18 protein-coding genes are annotated in these 17370 nt (G+C 61.1%); 7 read left to right on the top strand and 11 right to left on the bottom strand.

Annotated elements, in window-relative coordinates; translation table 11 throughout:
• Position 1 precedes the first annotated feature (1 nt).
• Entirely contained in the window at positions 2-910 is a 909-nt protein-coding gene (locus tag ACZ6YA_RS10335; protein WP_465896998.1) for an aldo/keto reductase, read from the bottom strand.
• An 89-nt stretch (positions 911-999) separates the two neighbouring features.
• A complete protein-coding gene (locus ACZ6YA_RS10330) occupies positions 1000-1881 on the bottom strand; it encodes a Dyp-type peroxidase (protein ID WP_465896997.1) in 882 nt (293 codons plus the stop codon).
• A 169-nt stretch (positions 1882-2050) separates the two neighbouring features.
• Between ACZ6YA_RS10330 and ACZ6YA_RS10325 the strand changes: the two genes are divergently transcribed.
• Positions 2051-2944: a bile acid:sodium symporter family protein gene (locus ACZ6YA_RS10325; protein ID WP_465896996.1), complete on the top strand. Its 894-nt coding sequence runs from the start codon at positions 2051-2053 to the stop codon at positions 2942-2944.
• Between the two features lie 4 nt (positions 2945-2948).
• Here the strand turns inward: ACZ6YA_RS10325 and ACZ6YA_RS10320 are convergent, their stop codons facing one another.
• Positions 2949-3416: a sterol desaturase family protein gene (locus ACZ6YA_RS10320; protein WP_465896995.1), complete on the bottom strand. Its 468-nt coding sequence runs from the start codon at positions 3414-3416 to the stop codon at positions 2949-2951.
• Between the two features lie 124 nt (positions 3417-3540).
• Here ACZ6YA_RS10320 and ACZ6YA_RS10315 point away from each other — a divergent pair, with 124 nt between their 5' ends.
• Complete coding sequence (locus ACZ6YA_RS10315) at positions 3541-4047, top strand: GNAT family N-acetyltransferase (protein WP_465896993.1); 507 nt, start codon at positions 3541-3543, stop codon at positions 4045-4047.
• Positions 4048-4060: 13 nt separating this feature from the next.
• On the opposite strand, the gene ACZ6YA_RS10310 is transcribed toward ACZ6YA_RS10315, so the two are convergent.
• Genes ACZ6YA_RS10310 through ACZ6YA_RS10300 form a run of 3 tightly spaced genes read right to left on the bottom strand, consistent with a single transcriptional unit; the run spans position 4061 to position 6702 of the window.
• Positions 4061-5626 carry a sensor domain-containing diguanylate cyclase gene (locus ACZ6YA_RS10310; RefSeq protein ID WP_465896992.1) on the bottom strand — a complete coding sequence of 522 codons (1566 nt, stop codon included), beginning with the start codon at positions 5624-5626 and terminating at the stop codon, positions 4061-4063.
• 42 nt (positions 5627-5668) lie between these two features.
• Positions 5669-6463 carry an exodeoxyribonuclease III gene (gene xth / locus ACZ6YA_RS10305; RefSeq protein ID WP_465896991.1) on the bottom strand — a complete coding sequence of 265 codons (795 nt, stop codon included), beginning with the start codon at positions 6461-6463 and terminating at the stop codon, positions 5669-5671.
• Entirely contained in the window at positions 6460-6702 is a 243-nt protein-coding gene (locus tag ACZ6YA_RS10300; RefSeq protein WP_465896989.1) for a hypothetical protein, read from the bottom strand. Before ACZ6YA_RS10300 ends, xth begins: the two co-directional genes overlap by 4 nt.
• 170 nt (positions 6703-6872) lie before the next feature.
• Between ACZ6YA_RS10300 and ACZ6YA_RS10295 the strand changes: the two genes are divergently transcribed.
• On the top strand, positions 6873-7373 hold the full coding sequence (locus tag ACZ6YA_RS10295; RefSeq protein WP_465896988.1) for a DUF4142 domain-containing protein: 501 nt from the start codon (positions 6873-6875) through the stop codon (positions 7371-7373).
• A gap of 13 nt (positions 7374-7386) precedes the next feature.
• Positions 7387-7638: a hypothetical protein gene (locus tag ACZ6YA_RS10290; RefSeq protein WP_465896987.1), complete on the top strand. Its 252-nt coding sequence runs from the start codon at positions 7387-7389 to the stop codon at positions 7636-7638.
• Between the two features lie 51 nt (positions 7639-7689).
• Here the strand turns inward: ACZ6YA_RS10290 and ACZ6YA_RS10285 are convergent, their stop codons facing one another.
• Entirely contained in the window at positions 7690-8676 is a 987-nt protein-coding gene (locus ACZ6YA_RS10285; RefSeq protein ID WP_465896985.1) for a DNA-binding protein, read from the bottom strand.
• A 279-nt stretch (positions 8677-8955) separates the two neighbouring features.
• Here ACZ6YA_RS10285 and ACZ6YA_RS10280 point away from each other — a divergent pair, with 279 nt between their 5' ends.
• Genes ACZ6YA_RS10280 through ACZ6YA_RS10270 form a run of 3 tightly spaced genes read left to right on the top strand, consistent with a single transcriptional unit; the run spans position 8956 to position 11559 of the window.
• Positions 8956-9579 carry a helix-turn-helix transcriptional regulator gene (locus tag ACZ6YA_RS10280; protein WP_465896984.1) on the top strand — a complete coding sequence of 208 codons (624 nt, stop codon included), beginning with the start codon at positions 8956-8958 and terminating at the stop codon, positions 9577-9579.
• Between the two features lie 52 nt (positions 9580-9631).
• Positions 9632-10609: a threonine/serine dehydratase gene (locus tag ACZ6YA_RS10275; RefSeq protein WP_465896983.1), complete on the top strand. Its 978-nt coding sequence runs from the start codon at positions 9632-9634 to the stop codon at positions 10607-10609.
• The gene (locus ACZ6YA_RS10270) at positions 10606-11559 is read left to right on the top strand and encodes an ornithine cyclodeaminase family protein (RefSeq protein WP_465896982.1); all 954 of its coding nucleotides are present in this window, start codon (positions 10606-10608) and stop codon (positions 11557-11559) included. Before ACZ6YA_RS10275 ends, ACZ6YA_RS10270 begins: the two co-directional genes overlap by 4 nt.
• Here ACZ6YA_RS10270 and ACZ6YA_RS10265 read toward each other — a convergent pair.
• The 4 genes from ACZ6YA_RS10265 to ACZ6YA_RS10250 form a co-directional block, all read right to left on the bottom strand.
• Positions 11547-13946: a TonB-dependent siderophore receptor gene (locus ACZ6YA_RS10265; protein WP_465896981.1), complete on the bottom strand. Its 2400-nt coding sequence runs from the start codon at positions 13944-13946 to the stop codon at positions 11547-11549. The two genes, ACZ6YA_RS10270 and ACZ6YA_RS10265, sit on opposite strands and share 13 nt — an antisense overlap.
• Positions 13947-14053: 107 nt before the next feature.
• On the bottom strand, positions 14054-15022 hold the full coding sequence (locus ACZ6YA_RS10260) for a DUF4880 domain-containing protein (RefSeq protein WP_465896979.1): 969 nt from the start codon (positions 15020-15022) through the stop codon (positions 14054-14056).
• Positions 15019-15522 (bottom strand): sigma-70 family RNA polymerase sigma factor, encoded by a 504-nt coding sequence (locus ACZ6YA_RS10255; RefSeq protein ID WP_465896978.1) that lies wholly within the window; start codon positions 15520-15522, stop codon positions 15019-15021. The genes ACZ6YA_RS10260 and ACZ6YA_RS10255 overlap by 4 nt, the downstream gene beginning before the upstream one ends.
• A gap of 86 nt (positions 15523-15608) precedes the next feature.
• A complete protein-coding gene (locus ACZ6YA_RS10250; protein ID WP_465896977.1) occupies positions 15609-17357 on the bottom strand; it encodes a BCCT family transporter in 1749 nt (582 codons plus the stop codon).
• Positions 17358-17370: the final 13 nt, after the last annotated feature.

The raw sequence follows: 17370 nt of genomic DNA, 5'->3' as shown, positions 1-17370 counted from the left end.
CTTAGGAGAATTGCTGAATCAGCGCCTGTTGCTGCGCGTGCGAGAGTAACGGTTCGTGGCCGGCCTTGAGCTGGTCCAGCTGGCGGTCGGGGCGGCTGGTGGCGGGAATCACCGTGGTCACGGCCGGGTGGCTGATGGCGAACTTCAGGAACAGTTGCGCCCAACTGCCGACCCCCGCTTCCGCTGCCCAGGCTGGCAGGGGCTGATCCTTGACCTTGGCAAACAGGCGCCCGTCGTCGAATGCGCGGTTAATCAGCACTGCTACGCCTTTGTCCTGGCACAGGGGCAGCAGTTCACGCGCCGCGTCGGGTGCATTGACTGAATAATTGATCTGGATGAAGTCCAGAGGCTCGCTGCGCACAATGCGCGCGACTTCGTCCTGACCGCTGTTCAAATAGTGAGTGATACCGACATAGCGGGTCTTGCCCTGTTGCTTGAGCTCGCGGGCGTAGGGCAACTGCGTCTGCCAGTCACGCAGGTTGTGGATCTGCAACAGATCGACCTTGTCGGTTCGCAAGCTTGCAAGGGTGCCGGCCCATTGCGCTTCGGCATCCGCGCGATTGTCGGCGGCGATCTTGGTGGCGATGAAGCACCGCCGGTGCCAGCCGCCCTCCTCTAGCAACTGGCCAAGAATGCTGTCGGCACCGCCATAGTTCGGCGAGGTGTCGATGACCTTGCCACCGCCGTCAAAAAAGGCCTTGAGGACCTGCTTGAGCTGCTGGTAATCGGCCGAGCCGGCCTGGACCTCGAAGCTGCCGGAAGTGCCTGCGCCGATCACCGGCAAAGCCTCGCCCGTGGACGGTACTTTGCGGGTCAGCAGGCTACTGGAGGGAGCAGCGCGCAGCCAGGGAGCGGTGGCGAGCAGGCCCAAAGCCGCCCCGGCGCGTAGGACATCGCGACGTGCATACATGGAAAGGCTCCCGTCATAAGTCGGAAACTTTCAAGGCTAGCCGCTCTACCGTACGCCGGTCGCTGATTCTGTATCTGGATGTTTAGTGATCAGGCTTGCAATAGCAGGCTAAGGTCCAGACCTGTCTCGGTCATCGGTGGGCACCAGTAGTACCCCCCCGTCAGTGGGCGACTGAAGCGGTACAGGCCATCGATAATGCCGTCTTCAAGGCCACTCATACGCCGCAATTGCACTTCGAAGGCGTCAAAGCTGTGGCCTAGGGCAACGAATGCCAGACCTGCCCCGCGGCTGTCGGCCCAGGCCACCGAGCGGCGCACCATGAATGCCTCTGGCTCAAAGCTTTCCTGGGCGGTGCGCTTGACGTGGGCTGATGCCGGGGCGTCGTCGAGCTCTTCGTTATCGCTCAGGCGACGACCGATAATGTTGTCCTGATCCGCCTGCGGCAGTGATTTGAAGTATTCCAAGTCGTGCTTCCACAGTTGGAAAGCAGCAAAACTGGAACCCGCCAGACCTGCCTGCGACGGGGCAACGATGGCCGCCTCGACGGCGTCCTGGTCGACCGGGTTTTCAGTGCCATCCTCGTAGCCAGTCAGGTCATGGCCGCCGCGGTGCAGAAAGCCGTCGACGCTGTCGGCCAGGCGTAGCGCGGGAGCCAGGGCGTTTTCCAGCGCCTGTGCCTGCAACAGCAGGTCGCCACGTTCGTGACCACGCAGCCATAGCCACAGCGCGTGCTGGGTGCTTGGGTTCTCCACCGCCGCGTCCAGCTGCGGGAAGGCACGCAGGCCCGGCACTTCACGGCCCATTGCCTTCACCAGGGGTGCGCCGATGCCGGCGATCAAATGCTGGCCATCTATCAGTGGCAGCAACGCATCCAGTGCCGCTGGCAGTGCCTCAGACGCGTGCAGGGTGAAAAACAGGTGACGGGCGTGGGCCGGCACCGGAGTGGCAAGCAGACCTTGCTGGAACGGCATGACAGGCGAATCCTTGGCAAAAGCGCGAATGCTACTGCGCGCAGCCTTCAGCCGCAACGCGACATGGCTGCCGCGGTAACAAAAGGTTACCAAGTACTGGCGCATTGCAATTAGCTATCGTTCAAGCCCGACCTTAGACTGCTTGGATCCCCCGTCCGAGTGAACGCCAATGACCGCCTCGCCCTTGCTGACCGCCTTTCTCCCTTTGGCCCTGGGCATCATCATGCTCGGCCTGGGTCTTTCGTTGACCTTGGCCGACTTCGCTCGTGTGGTGAAATACCCCAAGCCCGTGGTGGTTGGCCTGGTGTGCCAGATTCTGCTGCTGCCGCTGGTGTGTTTCCTGATTGCCAATGGCTTTGGCCTGGAATCGGCGTTGGCTGTTGGCCTGATGCTGTTGGCGGCCTCGCCAGGCGGCACCACCGCCAACCTGTTCAGCCACCTGGCCCACGGCGATGTGGCGTTGAACATCACCCTGACGGCGGTCAACTCGCTGATCGCGATCCTGACCATGCCGCTGCTGGTGAACCTGTCGCTGGCGTTTTTCATGGAATCTGGCCAGGCCATCCCGCTGCAATTCGCCAAGGTCATGCAGGTGTTTGCCATTGTCCTGCTGCCGGTAGCCCTGGGCATGCTGATTCGACACTGGGCACCTGGATTTGCCTCACGCATGGAAAAGCCCATGAAGCTGGTGGCTGCGCTGTTCCTGGCCTTTACCATCGTGCTGGCCTTGGCCAAGGACTGGCAGACGGTGGTGGCGTACGCCCCAGTGGTGGGGCTGGCGGCGCTGCTGTTCAACGTCATCAGCCTGGCGGTCGGCTACTGGGTGCCGCGCCTGTTGAGGATTCCCAAGCGCCAGGCCATCGCCATCGGCATGGAAATCGGTATCCACAACGGCACCCTGGCGATTGCCCTGGCCTTGAGCCCTTCATTGCTGAACAACGCGACCATGGCCGTGCCCGCAGCGTTGTACAGCCTGATCATGTTCTTCACGGCGGCAGCGTTTGGCTGGTGGGTCAGCCGGGGGCAGGCATCTGTAGCGCCAGAAAGCAAAATGGTCAACTGAGGTATTAGCGCTGGAGGCGGCGGGCACGTAGTTGGCGCTTGAGCACGTTTAGCGGTGGTGCGTAGAAGAAGCCGAACGAAACGCTGCCCTTGCGGCCCTTGATCGCATGGTGCAGTCGGTGCGCGCGATGCAGGCGTTTGAGGTAGCGATTAAGGGGGCGTGGCTTGCGCGGCCAGTGCCGGTGAAAAAAGCCGTCGTGGGCCAGCACATACAGCACGCCATAAGCCGCGACACCGCCGCCAACCCACTGCAACGGCGTATGGCCAGCTTTGCCCAGCGCCACCAGCGCAGCAGCTATCAGGCCAAGGGCCACCAAGTACAGATCGTTGGTTTCGAGCATGCCCAGGTGGGGTTCGTGGTGCGAGCGGTGAAGCCACCAGCCCCAGCCATGCATGATGTATTTGTGCGCCAGCGTGCCGACCCCTTCCATGGCCACCAAGGTGCCGATCAGCACGAAGAGATTGAGCAGCATGCAGCGTGTCCGGATGATGGCAAAGAGTTGCGCAAGGGTACCGAGTACCGGCTATTTTTTCTACGCGGCATTGACCGGCTGCAAGCGCACGGGTTGATAATGGCGTGCATTCAAGGAGCCCTCGATGTTGATACGCGCAACTCGCCGCAACGATGTACCCAGGCTGGCGGCCATCGAGCGTTCGGCCGCGCAGGCGTTCGCTCAGTTACCGGGCTTGGCTTGGTTGGCCGGCGGTGAAGTGCTGGACCCTACTAAACATCATTCCTTCATCGCCGCAGGCAGTAGCTGGGTAGCTGAAAGCACTGACGGGCACTTGCTGGGTTTTATTTGCGCAAGCAGGGAAGAACAGGTGATGCACGTGCAGGAACTGTCCGTGCGGCGAGAGGCGCAGGGCCAAGGCATTGGTCGGCAGTTGTTGGATCAGGCAGCCAGCGAGGCGCGACGCCTTGGGATGCACGAACTGACGTTGACAACCTTCTCCAACGTGCCATGGAATGCGCCGTTTTATGCGCGATACGGGTTCGCGGTTATTGCACAGGACGCGCTAAGCCCTAGGTTACGCGGCATTTTGGCGACGGAAAACGCCCATGGCTTGCAGGGAAGATGTGCAATGCATTTGCTGATTGCATAACCACACAACCGCCTTAGCCCAGGCTCATCGCCATCCCGCCAGCGACGGTGTAACTGTCTCTGCCCTGCCGCTTGGCCTTGTAGAGCGCCCCATCAGCTGCGCTCATCAAGCTCTCCTGGCTACTTGAATCAATGGCGGGATGACCCACGGCGATCCCCGCGCTGGCGGAAACACGGCCCAGCGGGCTGGTAGCGTGCTCAAGTAGCTGCCGGCGCAGCAGCTGCAGTATTTCCTCGACCACCTGAACCGCACCCTGCACATCGGTATTGGGCAGCAACACAGTGAATTCCTCGCCACCATAACGCACCGCGAGGTCCGCCGGACGCTTCAGCGCCTGCTGCAACAGCTCGGCAAACCGGCGCAAGCATTGGTCGCCTGCGGGGTGGCCATAACGGTCGTTGTAGAGCTTGAAGTAATCCAGGTCGAGCATCACCACTGCCAGCGCATAGCCGTGGCGCCGCGCACGTCGAATCTCGGCCTCGAACACCGCATCGAGCCTGCGGCGGTTGCCCAGGCCGGTCAGACTGTCGGTCAGGGCCAGCGACTTGAGCGTCTGATGCGCCCGGTGCAGTGCCCGCTCGATGGCAATTCGCTCGCGCAGCTGACGCAACACTACCCAGCCGAATGCGCCCAACCCCGCCAGCAGCAACAGCATGACGGTGGCCGACTTGATCATGTCATGGCGCCACGGCGCGATGATCGACTCCCTTGACAGCCCCGCCTCGACCACCAGTGGATAGCTTGCCAACGCACGATAGCCATACAAGCGTGGCGTGCCATCGACGACCGCCACCGCCTCGGCCAGGCCTTCGCTGGCGTAGGGCAAATGTTTGCGGAAAATCTCGCTGTTGGCCAGGCTGCGGCCTATTACCTGCTCAACGAATGGCCTGCGGACCAGAATGGTGCCGTCACGCTTGGCCAACACCAGCGCACCGCGTTCATCGATTTTGAAGTCGCCGTAGTAACGCACGAACCAATCGACCTTGATGGTCCCCAGCAACACGCCGGCGAAACTGCCGTCTGGATGGTTCAGCCTGCGCGAGATGGGAATGATCAAGTCCCCGGTTGAACGGCTGCGCACCACAGCGCCGATCCGCACTGCCCGGTCAGTATGGGTGCGGTGGAAAACGAAATAGTCACGGTCACCATTGTTGGCGTTCGCAGGGATCTCAGCTTGATCGGTGACGATCCAGCTGCCATCAGGCCCATAGACGAACAACCCGTGCAATTGCGGCATGATGACTTTCTGTTGTGCCAACAGGGCGTGCAGCCGCGGCCGGTTCAGTTGTTCAAAGCCATCCCCCTCCAGGCGCTCGGCCAGCGCAGCGGTGATCGCGTCTACCTGGCGAATGGCGTCTTCGGCATGCTGGGCAGTCGCCCTGGCCAAGTTGCTGACCATGTTCTCGGCGTTGCTGAAAGCGTGCCGATAGTCGCGCCAGATGCGCCAGCCTTCGATCATCACGAAGGTCAGCATCACCACGGCCATGAAGGTCAGCACCAGGCGGAACAACGCCAAGGCCCGCCCCTCGCTGGTGACCGCGAACAGCCCATCATCGTCCTGTTTCCTGGCCGCACCCATGGAAATCCTTGCCCTCAAGCGTTTGCCGCCTTTCACTATAGTTCAGCGCCGCTTGCGCGTAGCCAGTTCGATCCAGGTAGGCGCGTGATCGCTGGCCTTGGCTTCGTTCCGTACCCAGGCGTCTACGCCGCCGGACTTGAGGTAGGGGGCAAGTGCTGGGTTGAGCAGTAGGTGATCGATACGCAGGCCGGCGTTACGGGCCCAGTGGTTACGAAAATAATCCCAGAACGTGTAGATGCGCGCTTCGGGATAGAGGTGGCGAATGGAGTCGATCCACCCTTGGCCGAGCAGGTCTTGGAAGCAGAGCCGTGACTCGGGTTGCAGCAAGGCATCCTTGCGCCAGGACTTGGTGTCATAAATGTCGAAATCGGTGGGCACTACGTTGAAGTCGCCCGCCAGCACCGTGGGATGGCCATTGCTTAGCAGTTCACGCGCATGGGCGTTCAAACATTCGAACCAACGCAGCTTGTAGTCGAATTTTGGCCCGGGTTGCGGGTTGCCGTTCGGCAGGTAAAGGCAGCCGACCAGCACGCCATGGACTGCGGCCTCCAGATAGCGGCTCTGGCTGTCATCCTCCATGCCCGGCAGTCCCCGGCACACTTCCAGCGGCTGGCTGTCACGCGCCAGGATTGCCACCCCGTTCCAGGATGGCTGTCCGTGATGCAGGTAGCCGTATCCTGCAGCCTCAATGGCTTCGCCAGGGAACTGCGCGTCGGCCGCCTTGAGTTCCTGCAGGCAGGCTATATCGGGCTTTTCCCTTTCTAGCCAAGCCAACAGGCCAGGCAAGCGGCTACGGATGCCATTGATGTTGAAGGTGGCGATGCGCAATGCCTTCATGCGTCCGGGTCTTCCACATGGGCCTGTACCGCCGTGTGCAGCGCACCGACGTGGGCTTCATCGGCCAAGGCCTTCAGTGCCAGCCAGTCATCCCAGTCGATGGCGCCATCATCGCGCAGCGCTTCGGCCGTGCGCACCAGTTCGTGGTGGTAAGCATCCGGCGACTCCCGACGATAGCTGTCATCGTCGTACTGCGCATACCAGGCTTCAAGCTCGGGAATGCTGCGTTCAATGCTCATCCTCTGCTCCATTGCGGCAACCTTTGAATGTGTGAGCGTCCGCGCCGGGCATCGTTCAAACCATTGGCGCGGTGGTCGGCCTCCCTGCAAAAAAATTAAACCTATTACCACGGACACGGCTCAACCGTACGCGACACTGAGGTCGCGCCACCGATAGCAAGGAGTGAGACATGAGCAATCTGTTCATCAAGCGTGCAGGTTTGTCGCTGATACTTGGCATGGCATCGCTGCAGGCAATGGCCGCATCCTCCGATGACTTCGTCGATGCAGCTACGGAGGCCGGGATAGCGGAAGTGGTCACCGGCAACCTGGCGCTGGAAAAAAGCCAGAACGCAGAGATCAAGACTTTCGCTCAGCAAATGGTGACTGACCACACCAAAGCCAACCAGAAACTTGGCGACATCGCCCGCAAACTGGACATCAGCGTGCCGGATGAAGCGGCGCTGACCGACAAGGTCAAAAAGATGATCCTCGAATGGCGTGAAGAGTCGTTCGATAAATCCTATGTCAACAACCAGGTCGCTGCCCACGAAAAAGCCGTCGAACTGTTCAAGAAAGAGGCTGCTTCGTCCGACAAGCCAGAGCTGAAGGCTTTCGCCAGCGAAACCCTGCCTACTTTGCAACATCACCTGGAGCAGGCCAAGGCACTTCAGACCAAGCATGGCCAGTAGCCGGAGGCAACTCATGACAGACGATACATTGCGTAGCGAAATTCTCACCAGGCTCTTGCATGCACACCCCCACGGGTTGGGCAAGGAAGTACTGGACAACTATCGCGGGGAAAAAGCTGTCGCTGATGTGCTGGTTACCTTGCAGGCACACGGCTTGATACAGGATGGCAGCGTGACGGTTGAGGGTGATCAGCCATTGAGCGTCAGTTACCCTATCAAGCTGTCTGCATCCGGTGTCGAGGCTGCAAAGCAGGTGGAAAGCTAAGCACGGCAACGCTCCCGCAGGCGCCTCTGCGGGAGCGTGAGGTGATTTTGGTCATGGGACTCTCAGGTCGTCCCTTGCCTGATAAGCCTTGATGGCTTCATCGCGCTTGAGCAACTGATCTTCAACAAACTGCAGCTGTCTGCCCTGCTCCAGACACAGTGCGCGCTTGTCCTCCAGTGTTTGACCTTGCGCTTGCAACTGCCGGCGCATTTCGTCGCTGGCCCCCTGTGCTTGCGCAAGGATCGTGCGCAGGCCCTGAATCTGCGTATCGCGCTGCTCCAGTAATTCATCCAGTGCCTTGCGTTCGCTACTGGCCTGGCGATGCTCGCCGAGCAGGCGCTCGTTATCTCGATGCAGGCGGGTCAGTTCATCCTGCTTGACGATCATCCCTTGCTGCAGCTGACGCAACTCGACCTGTAGCTGTTGGACCTGGGCTTCATGGCGACGCTGGTCCTGTTCGCGCTGTTCACGGCTGGCGCTGCGGTAGTGCTCCAAGGCATCGCGCGCGTGGCGATGCTTCTCTTCCAGCGAACGCACCTGCTCGTCCTTGTCCGTCAGCCGCACCTGCAGCTCCCCAAGGGACTGGTTCAAGCTGGCGCCGCGCAGTTGCTCGGCCTGCAGCGTGCTTTGCGTAGCGTGCAGGCGTTCTGACTCAGCGGCCAGTGCGGCGGCCTGTATCTGCTGTTGCTGGTGTGCAGCGGCCAGTGCCTGCTGCGCCACTTGCAGTTGCGCCTGAAGCTGTTCGCGCTGTTCGTTGAGCGCGGCTTCGGCCCGCTCTACGCAAGTATCCGCCTCTTGCTGGAGCTGCTCGGCCAGCTGCACCACAAGCTTCGTCAGTGTATCGCTAAGCGCAGGCGTGCCCTGCAGTGCTGCGGGTTTCTGCTCCTCAAGCTCTTTGAGATAGCGATGAATGGTGGTTTTTGAGCCAGTGTTGCCCAGTTCAATACGTACCGCGTCAATGCTGGGGTACTCGCCGCGGGCGATCAGCACCTGCCTTGCCTGCTGCACTACCGCCTTGTTGATACCGCCCCGGGCCATGTTTGCTCCTACGATTTCGTATTGTGTTACGTACCATGTAATTACGTGTGGATTGTGGCTGTTTCCAAGGGCCGCTACAAGTTGTTTCTAAGGTGTAATAATCACGGCTTATCGCATGAGATGGCTTAGAAAGTCGCTTCCAAGGGAGCTCTAATAGGCGGGGCAGTACGAAAGGCACTGAAGCGACATTGCAGTCGCCTTGAAGTCGAGCAGCGGTTGAGTCCACCATGGACAAAATGGCTACCTGTGCCTCCAAGCCCTTCCCAAACCTGGCTAAACATGAACATCGAAAATTACAAGGCAATCGCCGACAGCATTGCGCTGCTGCTCTTCCCTCACGCTGAAGTCATCGTTCACGAGGTGCAGAGCCAGACCGTGATCCACATCGCCAACAATTTTTCCAAGCGCAAGATCGGCGACGACTCGGCCCTTGACCTGGAGCTAGGCGATTTGCGCAATGCCGCCAAGCTCGGCCCTTACGAGAAGCTCAATTGGGACGGTCAGAAGATCCGTTCAATGACCACTGTTCTGTACAACCCGCGCGGTGAGGCCGAGCACCTGTTGTGCATCAACTTGAATTTCTCGGTGCTGGAACAGGCGCGCGAAGCGTTGGATGCGTTCTTCCAAATCAGCCGCCTGCTGCCGCAGCCCGATGCGTTGTTCAAGGATGACTGGCAGGAACGCATCAACACCTTTCTCCACGCCTGGCTCAAGGAACGCAGTCTGTCGCTGCGCACCCTGAGCATGAAAGAGAAACGCGCCCTGGTGGAGGCACTGCATGCCGAAGGTGCCTTCGAGGGCCGCAGCGGAGCCGACTATGTGGCCAATGTGCTGAGCATGGGGCGTGCGACGGTTTACAAATACTTGAAGGAACTTCGCGGCCCGTCCACACCTTGCTCGTGAGAGACTTTGAGTCTATTGTGGATCACAAATCCACGAACGGACTTCAATTGCCATGGTTGTCGATGCCCAATTGCTATCTTCCCTGTATCAAGCGATCACCGAAGCACATCAGAAACTGCGTCCCCAGGTGAGTGTCACCCCGCTCACTTACAGCGCTGGGCTCTCGGCGATAACCGGATGCAGCGTGTATCTGAAATGCGAGCACCTGCAAGACACGGGCTCGTTCAAGTTTCGAGGTGCCAGCAACAAGATTCGCCTGTTGCCAGCTCAACAGCGCAAGCTGGGCGTCATCACGGCCTCTTCCGGCAATCATGGCCAAGCGCTCGCGCTTGCCGGTCAGGTAACGGGGGTGCCGGTCACCGTTTACACGACCACGTCGGCGTCGGCCTACAAGCTCGGTGCTATTCGCGCACTGGGTGCCGAAGTGATCAGCCTCGACCTGGACCCGCTGGGCGTGGAGCTGGAAGCCGCACGGCAAGCTGCGATCCAGGGCAAACCCTTTGTCTCGCCCTACAACGACCCAGAAGTCATCGCCGGCCAGGGCACCATCGGCATGGAGCTCTTCGAGCAAGCCCCGGACCTGGACGCGGTGTTTGTCGCAGTAGGAGGCGGTGGCATGATTTCGGGCATCGGCGCGGCATTGCGTGCGCAAAACCCGGGCATCGAGATCATCGGCTGTTGGCCAGCTAACGCCCCAACGTTGCAGCGCTCGCTGGAAGCCGGGGAGATCATCGAGATGGAAGAAGACGACACGATCTCCGATGGCACGGCCGGCGTGGTCGAACCCGGCTGCATCACCTTCCCGCTCTGCCAGGCGCTGCTGGCCCGCACCGTGCTGGTCAGCGAAGCAGAGATCAAGGCCGCGATGCGCGATGTCGCCAGCGGTGAGCGCTGGATCATCGAGGGCGCGGCGGGTGTCGCGGTAGCCGGTATGAAGAAGTTGGCTGATGACTACCGTGGCAAACGCGTTGCAGTGGTCATTTGCGGGCGCAACATCGTGCTCGAAAAATTCCTTGAGGCGGTCAAGTGAAAATTTTGAATAAAGAGCAGATCATTGCTCGGCTCGACATTGACCTCGCGGTACGACGTCTTGAGGAAGGTTTCATTGCTTTCTCCAAAGGCAATGTCCAGGTTCCACCGACTCAAGCGTTCACATTCCCCCAGGCCAACGGCGACTGCTGCATCAAGTCTGCACATGTCGATGGCAGTGATACCTTCACGGTAAAGATATCGACCGGCTTCTACGACAATCCCAGCAAAGGCCTGCCTAGCAACGACGGCCTGATGATGGTGGTATCGGCGACCACTGGGCAACCCATCGCCTTGCTTCAGGATGAAGGCTGGCTGACGTGTATCCGCACCGCGCTGGCCGGGCGCATTGCTGCCCGCCTGCTGGCGCCTGTGAACGTCAAAGCCATCGGGGTTCTGGGCACCGGCACGCAGGCGCGGATGCAGTTGGAGCAGCTGGCTGCTGTCAGCCCATGCCGCAAGGTGGTCGTCTGGGGGCGCGGTGTTCCCCAGCTTACAGCATACAAAGCGTTTGCCAGCGACCTCGGCTATGAAGTTGAGGCCACGCTCAATCCTGAGGTGGTTGCGCGCCATGCAAACCTGATCGTCTGCGCAACGCCATCGCGTGATCCGCTGTTACTCAGCGAATGGGTGCAACCGGGTACCCATATCACCGCGGTTGGCGCCGATGCAGCGGGCAAGCAAGAGCTCGACCCGGCACTGGTCGCGCGGGCTGATCGCATCATCGTCGACGCGTTCAACCAATGCAGTCAGTACGGCGAAGTCTCCCATGCGCTGAAAACTGGCCTGATCGGCGCGCAGCAATTGGCTGAACTGGGTGCCCTGCTTGAAGGCCGCGTACCCGGTCGGGACAACGACGAGCAGATCACCCTGGTCGACTTGACTGGTGTAGCTGTCCAGGACGCTCAGATTTCGGGCTGCATCCTGGACGCGCTGAATCAGAAGTCGTAACGCACATTCATCATCAGGTTACGCGGCGCGCCGTAGTGCGCATAGCTGCCGGCGAAACCGGCGTAGTACTTCTCGTCGAACAGGTTGTTGAGGTTGAGCGTGGTCGACAGGTGATCGTTGAACCGGTAACGGGCCATCAGGTTGACCACGCTGTAGTCATCCTGGCCCACGCGGCTGTTGTATCGGCTGAAGTACAGCGAATTGCTGGAATTCCAGTCGACGCCGCCGCCCAGGGTCAGGCGCTGCCATTCACCCGGCAGCTGATAGGTCGTCCATAGGCGGAAGGTGTCTAGCGGCAGTTGCGTGGTCAGCCGTTCACCTTCGGCATCTTCGGTGCGTGAATGGCTGTAACCACCCTGCAGATTCCAGCCGGGGCTTAGCTCGCCTGCCAGCTCCAGGTCGATACCCTTGGTTTCTGCGCCGCTCACTGCGCGGTAGGCGCTCTCTTCCGGGTTTGTGCCAGGCACGGTGAAGCCGCCATCCAGCTCGGCGACGTTGTCGCGCTTGATCAGGTACGCGGCCACGCTGGCATTGAGCCGGCCTTCGTAGAATTCGCCTTTCCAACCCATTTCATAGTTCTTGCCCACCACCGGATCGAGCATCTTGCCCTCGCGGTCGCGGCTCGATTGCGGCTTGAAGATATCGGTGTAGCTGAAGTAGACCGATTGTTCGGGGTTCAGGTCGTAGACCAGCCCGGCATAGGGTGTCACCACGCCACGCTCGGTCAAGCGGTAGTCGGTGGGGGCGCCGCTGGGCAGGCTGCGCAGGTAATAGTGGTAACGGTAGTTGCTGGCACGGGCACCGAGGATCAGGTGCAGATCATCGCTGAAGTTGAAGCGCCCGGCAACGAAGTAGCCGCTCTGCTGGGTGTCGACGTCGTAGTCGAGGTTAGGGGTGAAACTGTCGATGTCAGGCTTGGGCAGCTCATTGTCCCAACTATTGAAATCGACAGTTACTGCCTGGCCTCCAACCGCGTGATGATGGTTGACGTAGTCGAGGTAGTTGGCACCCAGGATCAGTTCGTGGGTTTGCCCGAACAAATCGAACGGCCCCTGGAGCGTGGCATCGATGGCTTTCTGTCGCTGAGTGGCCCAGGAAGCGCTTTGGCCAATGGTGGCGATGCCCTGCGGGGTCAGGTTGGAGTTGCCGGACGGGCTGGAGTAAGAGCCAGTGCGCGTGTCGCGGTCGACGTCCATGTAGGTGGTGGCCACCTTGAATTGCCAGTCGCCAGCCAACTGCTGCTCCAGGCCGAGATTGTAGTTGGTGGTTTCGAAACGGTCTTCGTTCCAGCGTGCACCGGAGCTGGTCGAGCGGGAAAAGTCGGTTTGCTGGCCGTTGTTGTAGAGCAGCGGTACACCCTGGGCGCCGGTCGGCCGGTAGCGTTGGTGATCGATGCTCAGGCGCAGCACGGTGCTTTCGGAGAGGTCGGCTTCGAGCGCGCCGTAGGCGATGTCACGATCCTGCTGGTACCAGTCCATGAAGGTATGGTTGGTCTGCTTGGCCGCCACCAGGCGTCCGCGCAGATTGCCGCTTGGGGTCAGCGGGCCGGACACATCTGCTTCCAGGCGCTGGTAGTTCCATGAGCCGACACCACCCTGGATGTAGGACTGAAAGCTATGGGTCGGGCGCTTGCGCACCACGTTGACGACACCGCTGGGGTCGCCGGCGCCGGTCATCAGGCCGGTGGCGCCGCGCACCACCTCTACGCGGTCGTAGATCGCCATGTCCAGCAGGGTGCTGGGCATGGTGCGGGTCTGGTTCTCCTGGTAGGTGGTGACGCCGTCGAACTGGTAGGTGTTCAGCGCGCTGCCGCGCGAGTAGATATTGAAGCGCTCACCGCCGTCCTGGGACATGGTGATACCCGGCGTGTGCTTGAGCACATCGGACATGCTGGTAAGTTGCTGGTCATCCATGAACTGGCGGGTGATGACGCTGATGCTCTGGGGCGTTTCGCGGATCGACAGGTTCATCTTGGTCGCGGTGCTGGTTACCCCTGTGGTGTAGGCCCCTGTGCCTTCGGTGGTGGCGCCTAAACCTGAGGCATTGACACTGGTGGCGCCCAGCTCCATCGCACCCGTTTCTGGCGACTTGGGGATCAACCGGTATCGGCCTGTGCCAACCACCACCGATTGCAGACCGGTCCCCGCAAGCAGCGCGGCGAGCCCTTGCTCGACTGAGTACTGGCCCTGTAGCCCAGGGCTTTGCACGTTTCTGGAACCCTGCGAATCCACCGCCACCATCACGCCGGCCTGCTGGCCAAACTGCCCCAGCACGCGGTCGAGGCTGCCCGGGTCGATGTCGAAGGTTGCAGCCTGAACAGGCAACTGGAACGCGGCCACGGCGAGGCCGAATACAGCGATGGCACGGGGAGTAAAGCGACAATGCATCGAGACAATCCTTGGCAGACAGGGGTGGCTAACGCGCGCCTGATTTGGCGCTTTCCCCTGTCTTGATGCGTGAGAATGGAAAACCTGCCGGTCTGCGTGAAAAATAATCAGGCAGGTGTTACCGAGGCCCAATAACCGAGTACTCGCTGCACCCGCACGGGCAACACTTCAGCAAGCAAATTCAAGCTCGCTTCCGGCTGATCGACGGAGAACGAGCCGCTGACTTGAAGTGCCACGATGCTTGGATCGCAGCGCAAAACCCCAGGCCGATAGCGATCGAGCTCGGCCAGCACTTGGCCCAGCGGCATGCGTTCGGCAATCAATTGACCTCTGGTCCACGCTGCCGCGCCGGTCGAAAGCGCTGCCAACGGCCCCGCTCCTTCTGCGCTGAAACGCTGTTGCCAGCCTGCAGCCAGTTCTGTCTGCCCACCTTGCCCGTAACCGACCAGTGCGGTGCCTTCAAGCAATTGCACCAGCGTGGCGGACGCTTGCTGATAAACCACCAGGCGTGATGATTGTGCCGGCCTGACCCAGGTTTGCCCGGTGCGCATGCTGGCACTTGCTCCCTGCCCCACCTCGAGCAACACCCGGCCTCGGTTAAGGGTCAGCACCTGTGCCCCTGCGGCAATATCGCTGTCCATTGCACTGCCGGTATCGAGCTGCAAGGCAATCGCGCCATCAAGGCGCCAACTACGGCGCTCCCCCGTGGACGTTGCGTAATCACTGAAGAAGCTCGGCAGTACGCGGCGCTGGTTAACGCCATAACCACTGGCGACCAACACGCCGGCCCCAACCAACCCACCGAGCACGGCCCTGCGCGAAACCGCCGAGCGTGCCCGCAACAGGTTGCGTACGCCCTGGGCGGACAAGCCGCGCGTGCCATCGCGCAATCCCTCCCCCAGACCACTGAGGCGCTGCCACGCCAGCTCATGGGCCGCGCTTTGCAGCCGCCAGCGCCGGCAGGCGATGTGCTCGGCTTCACTACTGGCGCCCGATTGCAGGCGCACCATCCACACCATGGCCTGCTCCACCACCGCCGGGTCCAGCCGCTGGTCGTTCGCCGCCTGAGTTTTCATTCGCCGTAGACCTCGGCATAGCAATGCCGGAAAGCCTTGAGCATGGCTTTTTGCACCACATTGACGGTGAGCCCCAGGTGCTCACCGATCTGTGCGTAGGTCAGGCCATCGAGCTGCGACAACAGGAAGACTTCACGCACGCGACCGCCCAGGCCATCGAGCACCTGCCCTACAGCGTCCAGCGCTTCGAGCACCAGCAGGCGGGTTTCTTCCGAAGGTTGATGCTGTGGCGCCAGCGCGGCCAGGCTGTCCAGGTAGGCGCGCTCCAGCGCCTGACGGCGAAAATGCTGCAGGCACAGCCGCCCGGCGATGGTACTCAGGTAAGCCCGTGGCTCGCGCAGCGGCGCTGGCAGCTCGCTGCGCAGCAGGCGCACGAAAGTGTCCTGGGCCAGGTCCAGCGCCTGCTCGCGATTGCCGAGCCTGCGCCGCAACAGTGTCACTACCCAGCTGTGGTGCTGCAGGTAGAGGTCTGCGACGGCGTCTTGGCGAGTGGAGGTCATGCAGCGGTTCTCTGGTCCAGAGGGTAATAGTGCGCTCATGATAATACTTATCATTTATTTTCAGCCAGAGGCGCTGCATGCGTGGGTCAGGACTGCGAGATTTCGGCCTCCGTCTGAGACGGCTTGTGCGAGGTCTTTTTTTCCTGCACCACGATGTAAAACTCTTCGCCGTGCTTGACCGCGCCATACAACACGGCCTTTTCGATCAGCTCGCTGCCGCGCAGGTGGCGCAGCATCATCGGGTCTTTGCGCAGGTCGCGGTACAACGCCAGGCACAGCAGTACCATCACCACCACAAAAGGCAGCGCCACGACGATGGTCAGGTTCTGCAGGCCCGTCAGCGCCTCGCCAGGGTTAGCCGGGTCGCCGATGGCCAGCATGATGGCGGCGACCGTACCGGTCAGTGCACCCCAGAAAATCACCGTGGCCCGCGAGGGTGCTGTCGTGCCGTGTTGGGACAGGGTACCCATCACCAGCGAGGCTGCATCCGCCCCAGAGACGAAGAAGATCGCCACCAGGACCATCACCAGCACGGAAGTCGCCGAGGCCAGCGGGTAGCTGTCGAGCAGTTGATACAGGGCGTGATTGCTGTTCACCGCCCCGTCGATCAGTACAAAACTGCCCTCGCGCAGTGCGTCGATGCCGGCACCGCCAAAGATGCTGAACCACACCAGGCTGACCAGGCTCGGCACCAGCAGCACGCCACTGACGAACTGGCGAATGCTGCGCCCGCGGCTGATGCGAGCGATGAACATTCCGACAAAGGGCGTCCAGGAAATCCACCAGGCCCAGTAGAACACTGTCCAGCTGGCCAGCCAGCTGTCCATGGCATCGCCGCCACTGGCACTGGTTCGCGCCATCATTTCAGGCAGCAGCTTTATATAGACGCCGATCGAGGTAGGCAGCAGGTTGAGCATCAACAGCGTGGGGCCAACCAGAAAGACGAATAACGCCAGCGCCAGTGCCAGCACCATGTTGGTATTGGACAGCCACTGGATGCCCTTGCCAATGCCGGACACGGCCGACGCGACGAAGGCGATGGTCAGCAAGGTGATCAGGGTGATGTAGAACAGCTTGCCCGGGTGTTCGATCCAGCCGTTGTATTCCAGGCCACCGGCAATCTGCAGCGCACCGAGCCCCAGCGACGCCGCCGAACCGAACAGTGTGGCAAAGATCGCCATCATGTCGATCACCCGGCCGACAGGGCCGTTGGCATGCTTGCCGATCAACGGCCGGAAGGCGGTGGAAATCAGCTGTGAACGGCCGCGGCGAAAAGTGCCGTAGGCAATCGCCAGACCCACGATGGCGTACATCGCCCAGGGGTGCATCGACCAATGAAACAAGGTGGTCGCCATCGCCACCTGCAGGGCTTCGTCGGATTGCGCGGCGGCACTTCCCGGTGGCGGGCTGACGAAATGCGACAGCGGCTCGGCGACGCCGAAGAACATCAGGCCGATTCCCATGCCCGCGCTGAACATCATGGCGACCCAGGACACCGTGCGAAATTCTGGCGCTTCGCCGTCACGCCCCAGCGGAATCCTGCCGTAGCGGCTGGCCGCCAGCCACAGCACGAAGATCACGAACACGGTCGAGGTCAGCACGAAGAACCAGCCGAAGTTGACGATCACCCAGGACTGCGCTGTGGAGGCGCTGGCGGCGAGGCTCGCCTGGTTGACGATACCCCAGAGAATGAAGGCGATCGCCAGCAGGCTGGTGACGCCGAACACTGCCCAGTCAAGCTTGCCTTCGAGGTGGCGGTCCTGCCTGGCCTCGGCCGTCTTGGACGGGTCGGTGACGCCGAGCGCCAGTGTTTCAACGTTTTCTTGCGTTGCCATCGAGGGGCCCTTT

The sequence above is a fragment of the Pseudomonas sp. NPDC090752 genome, assembly GCF_055584805.1.
Note: the sequence above shows the minus strand (reverse complement) of the source record. Positions and strands in the feature narration are given on the sequence as shown.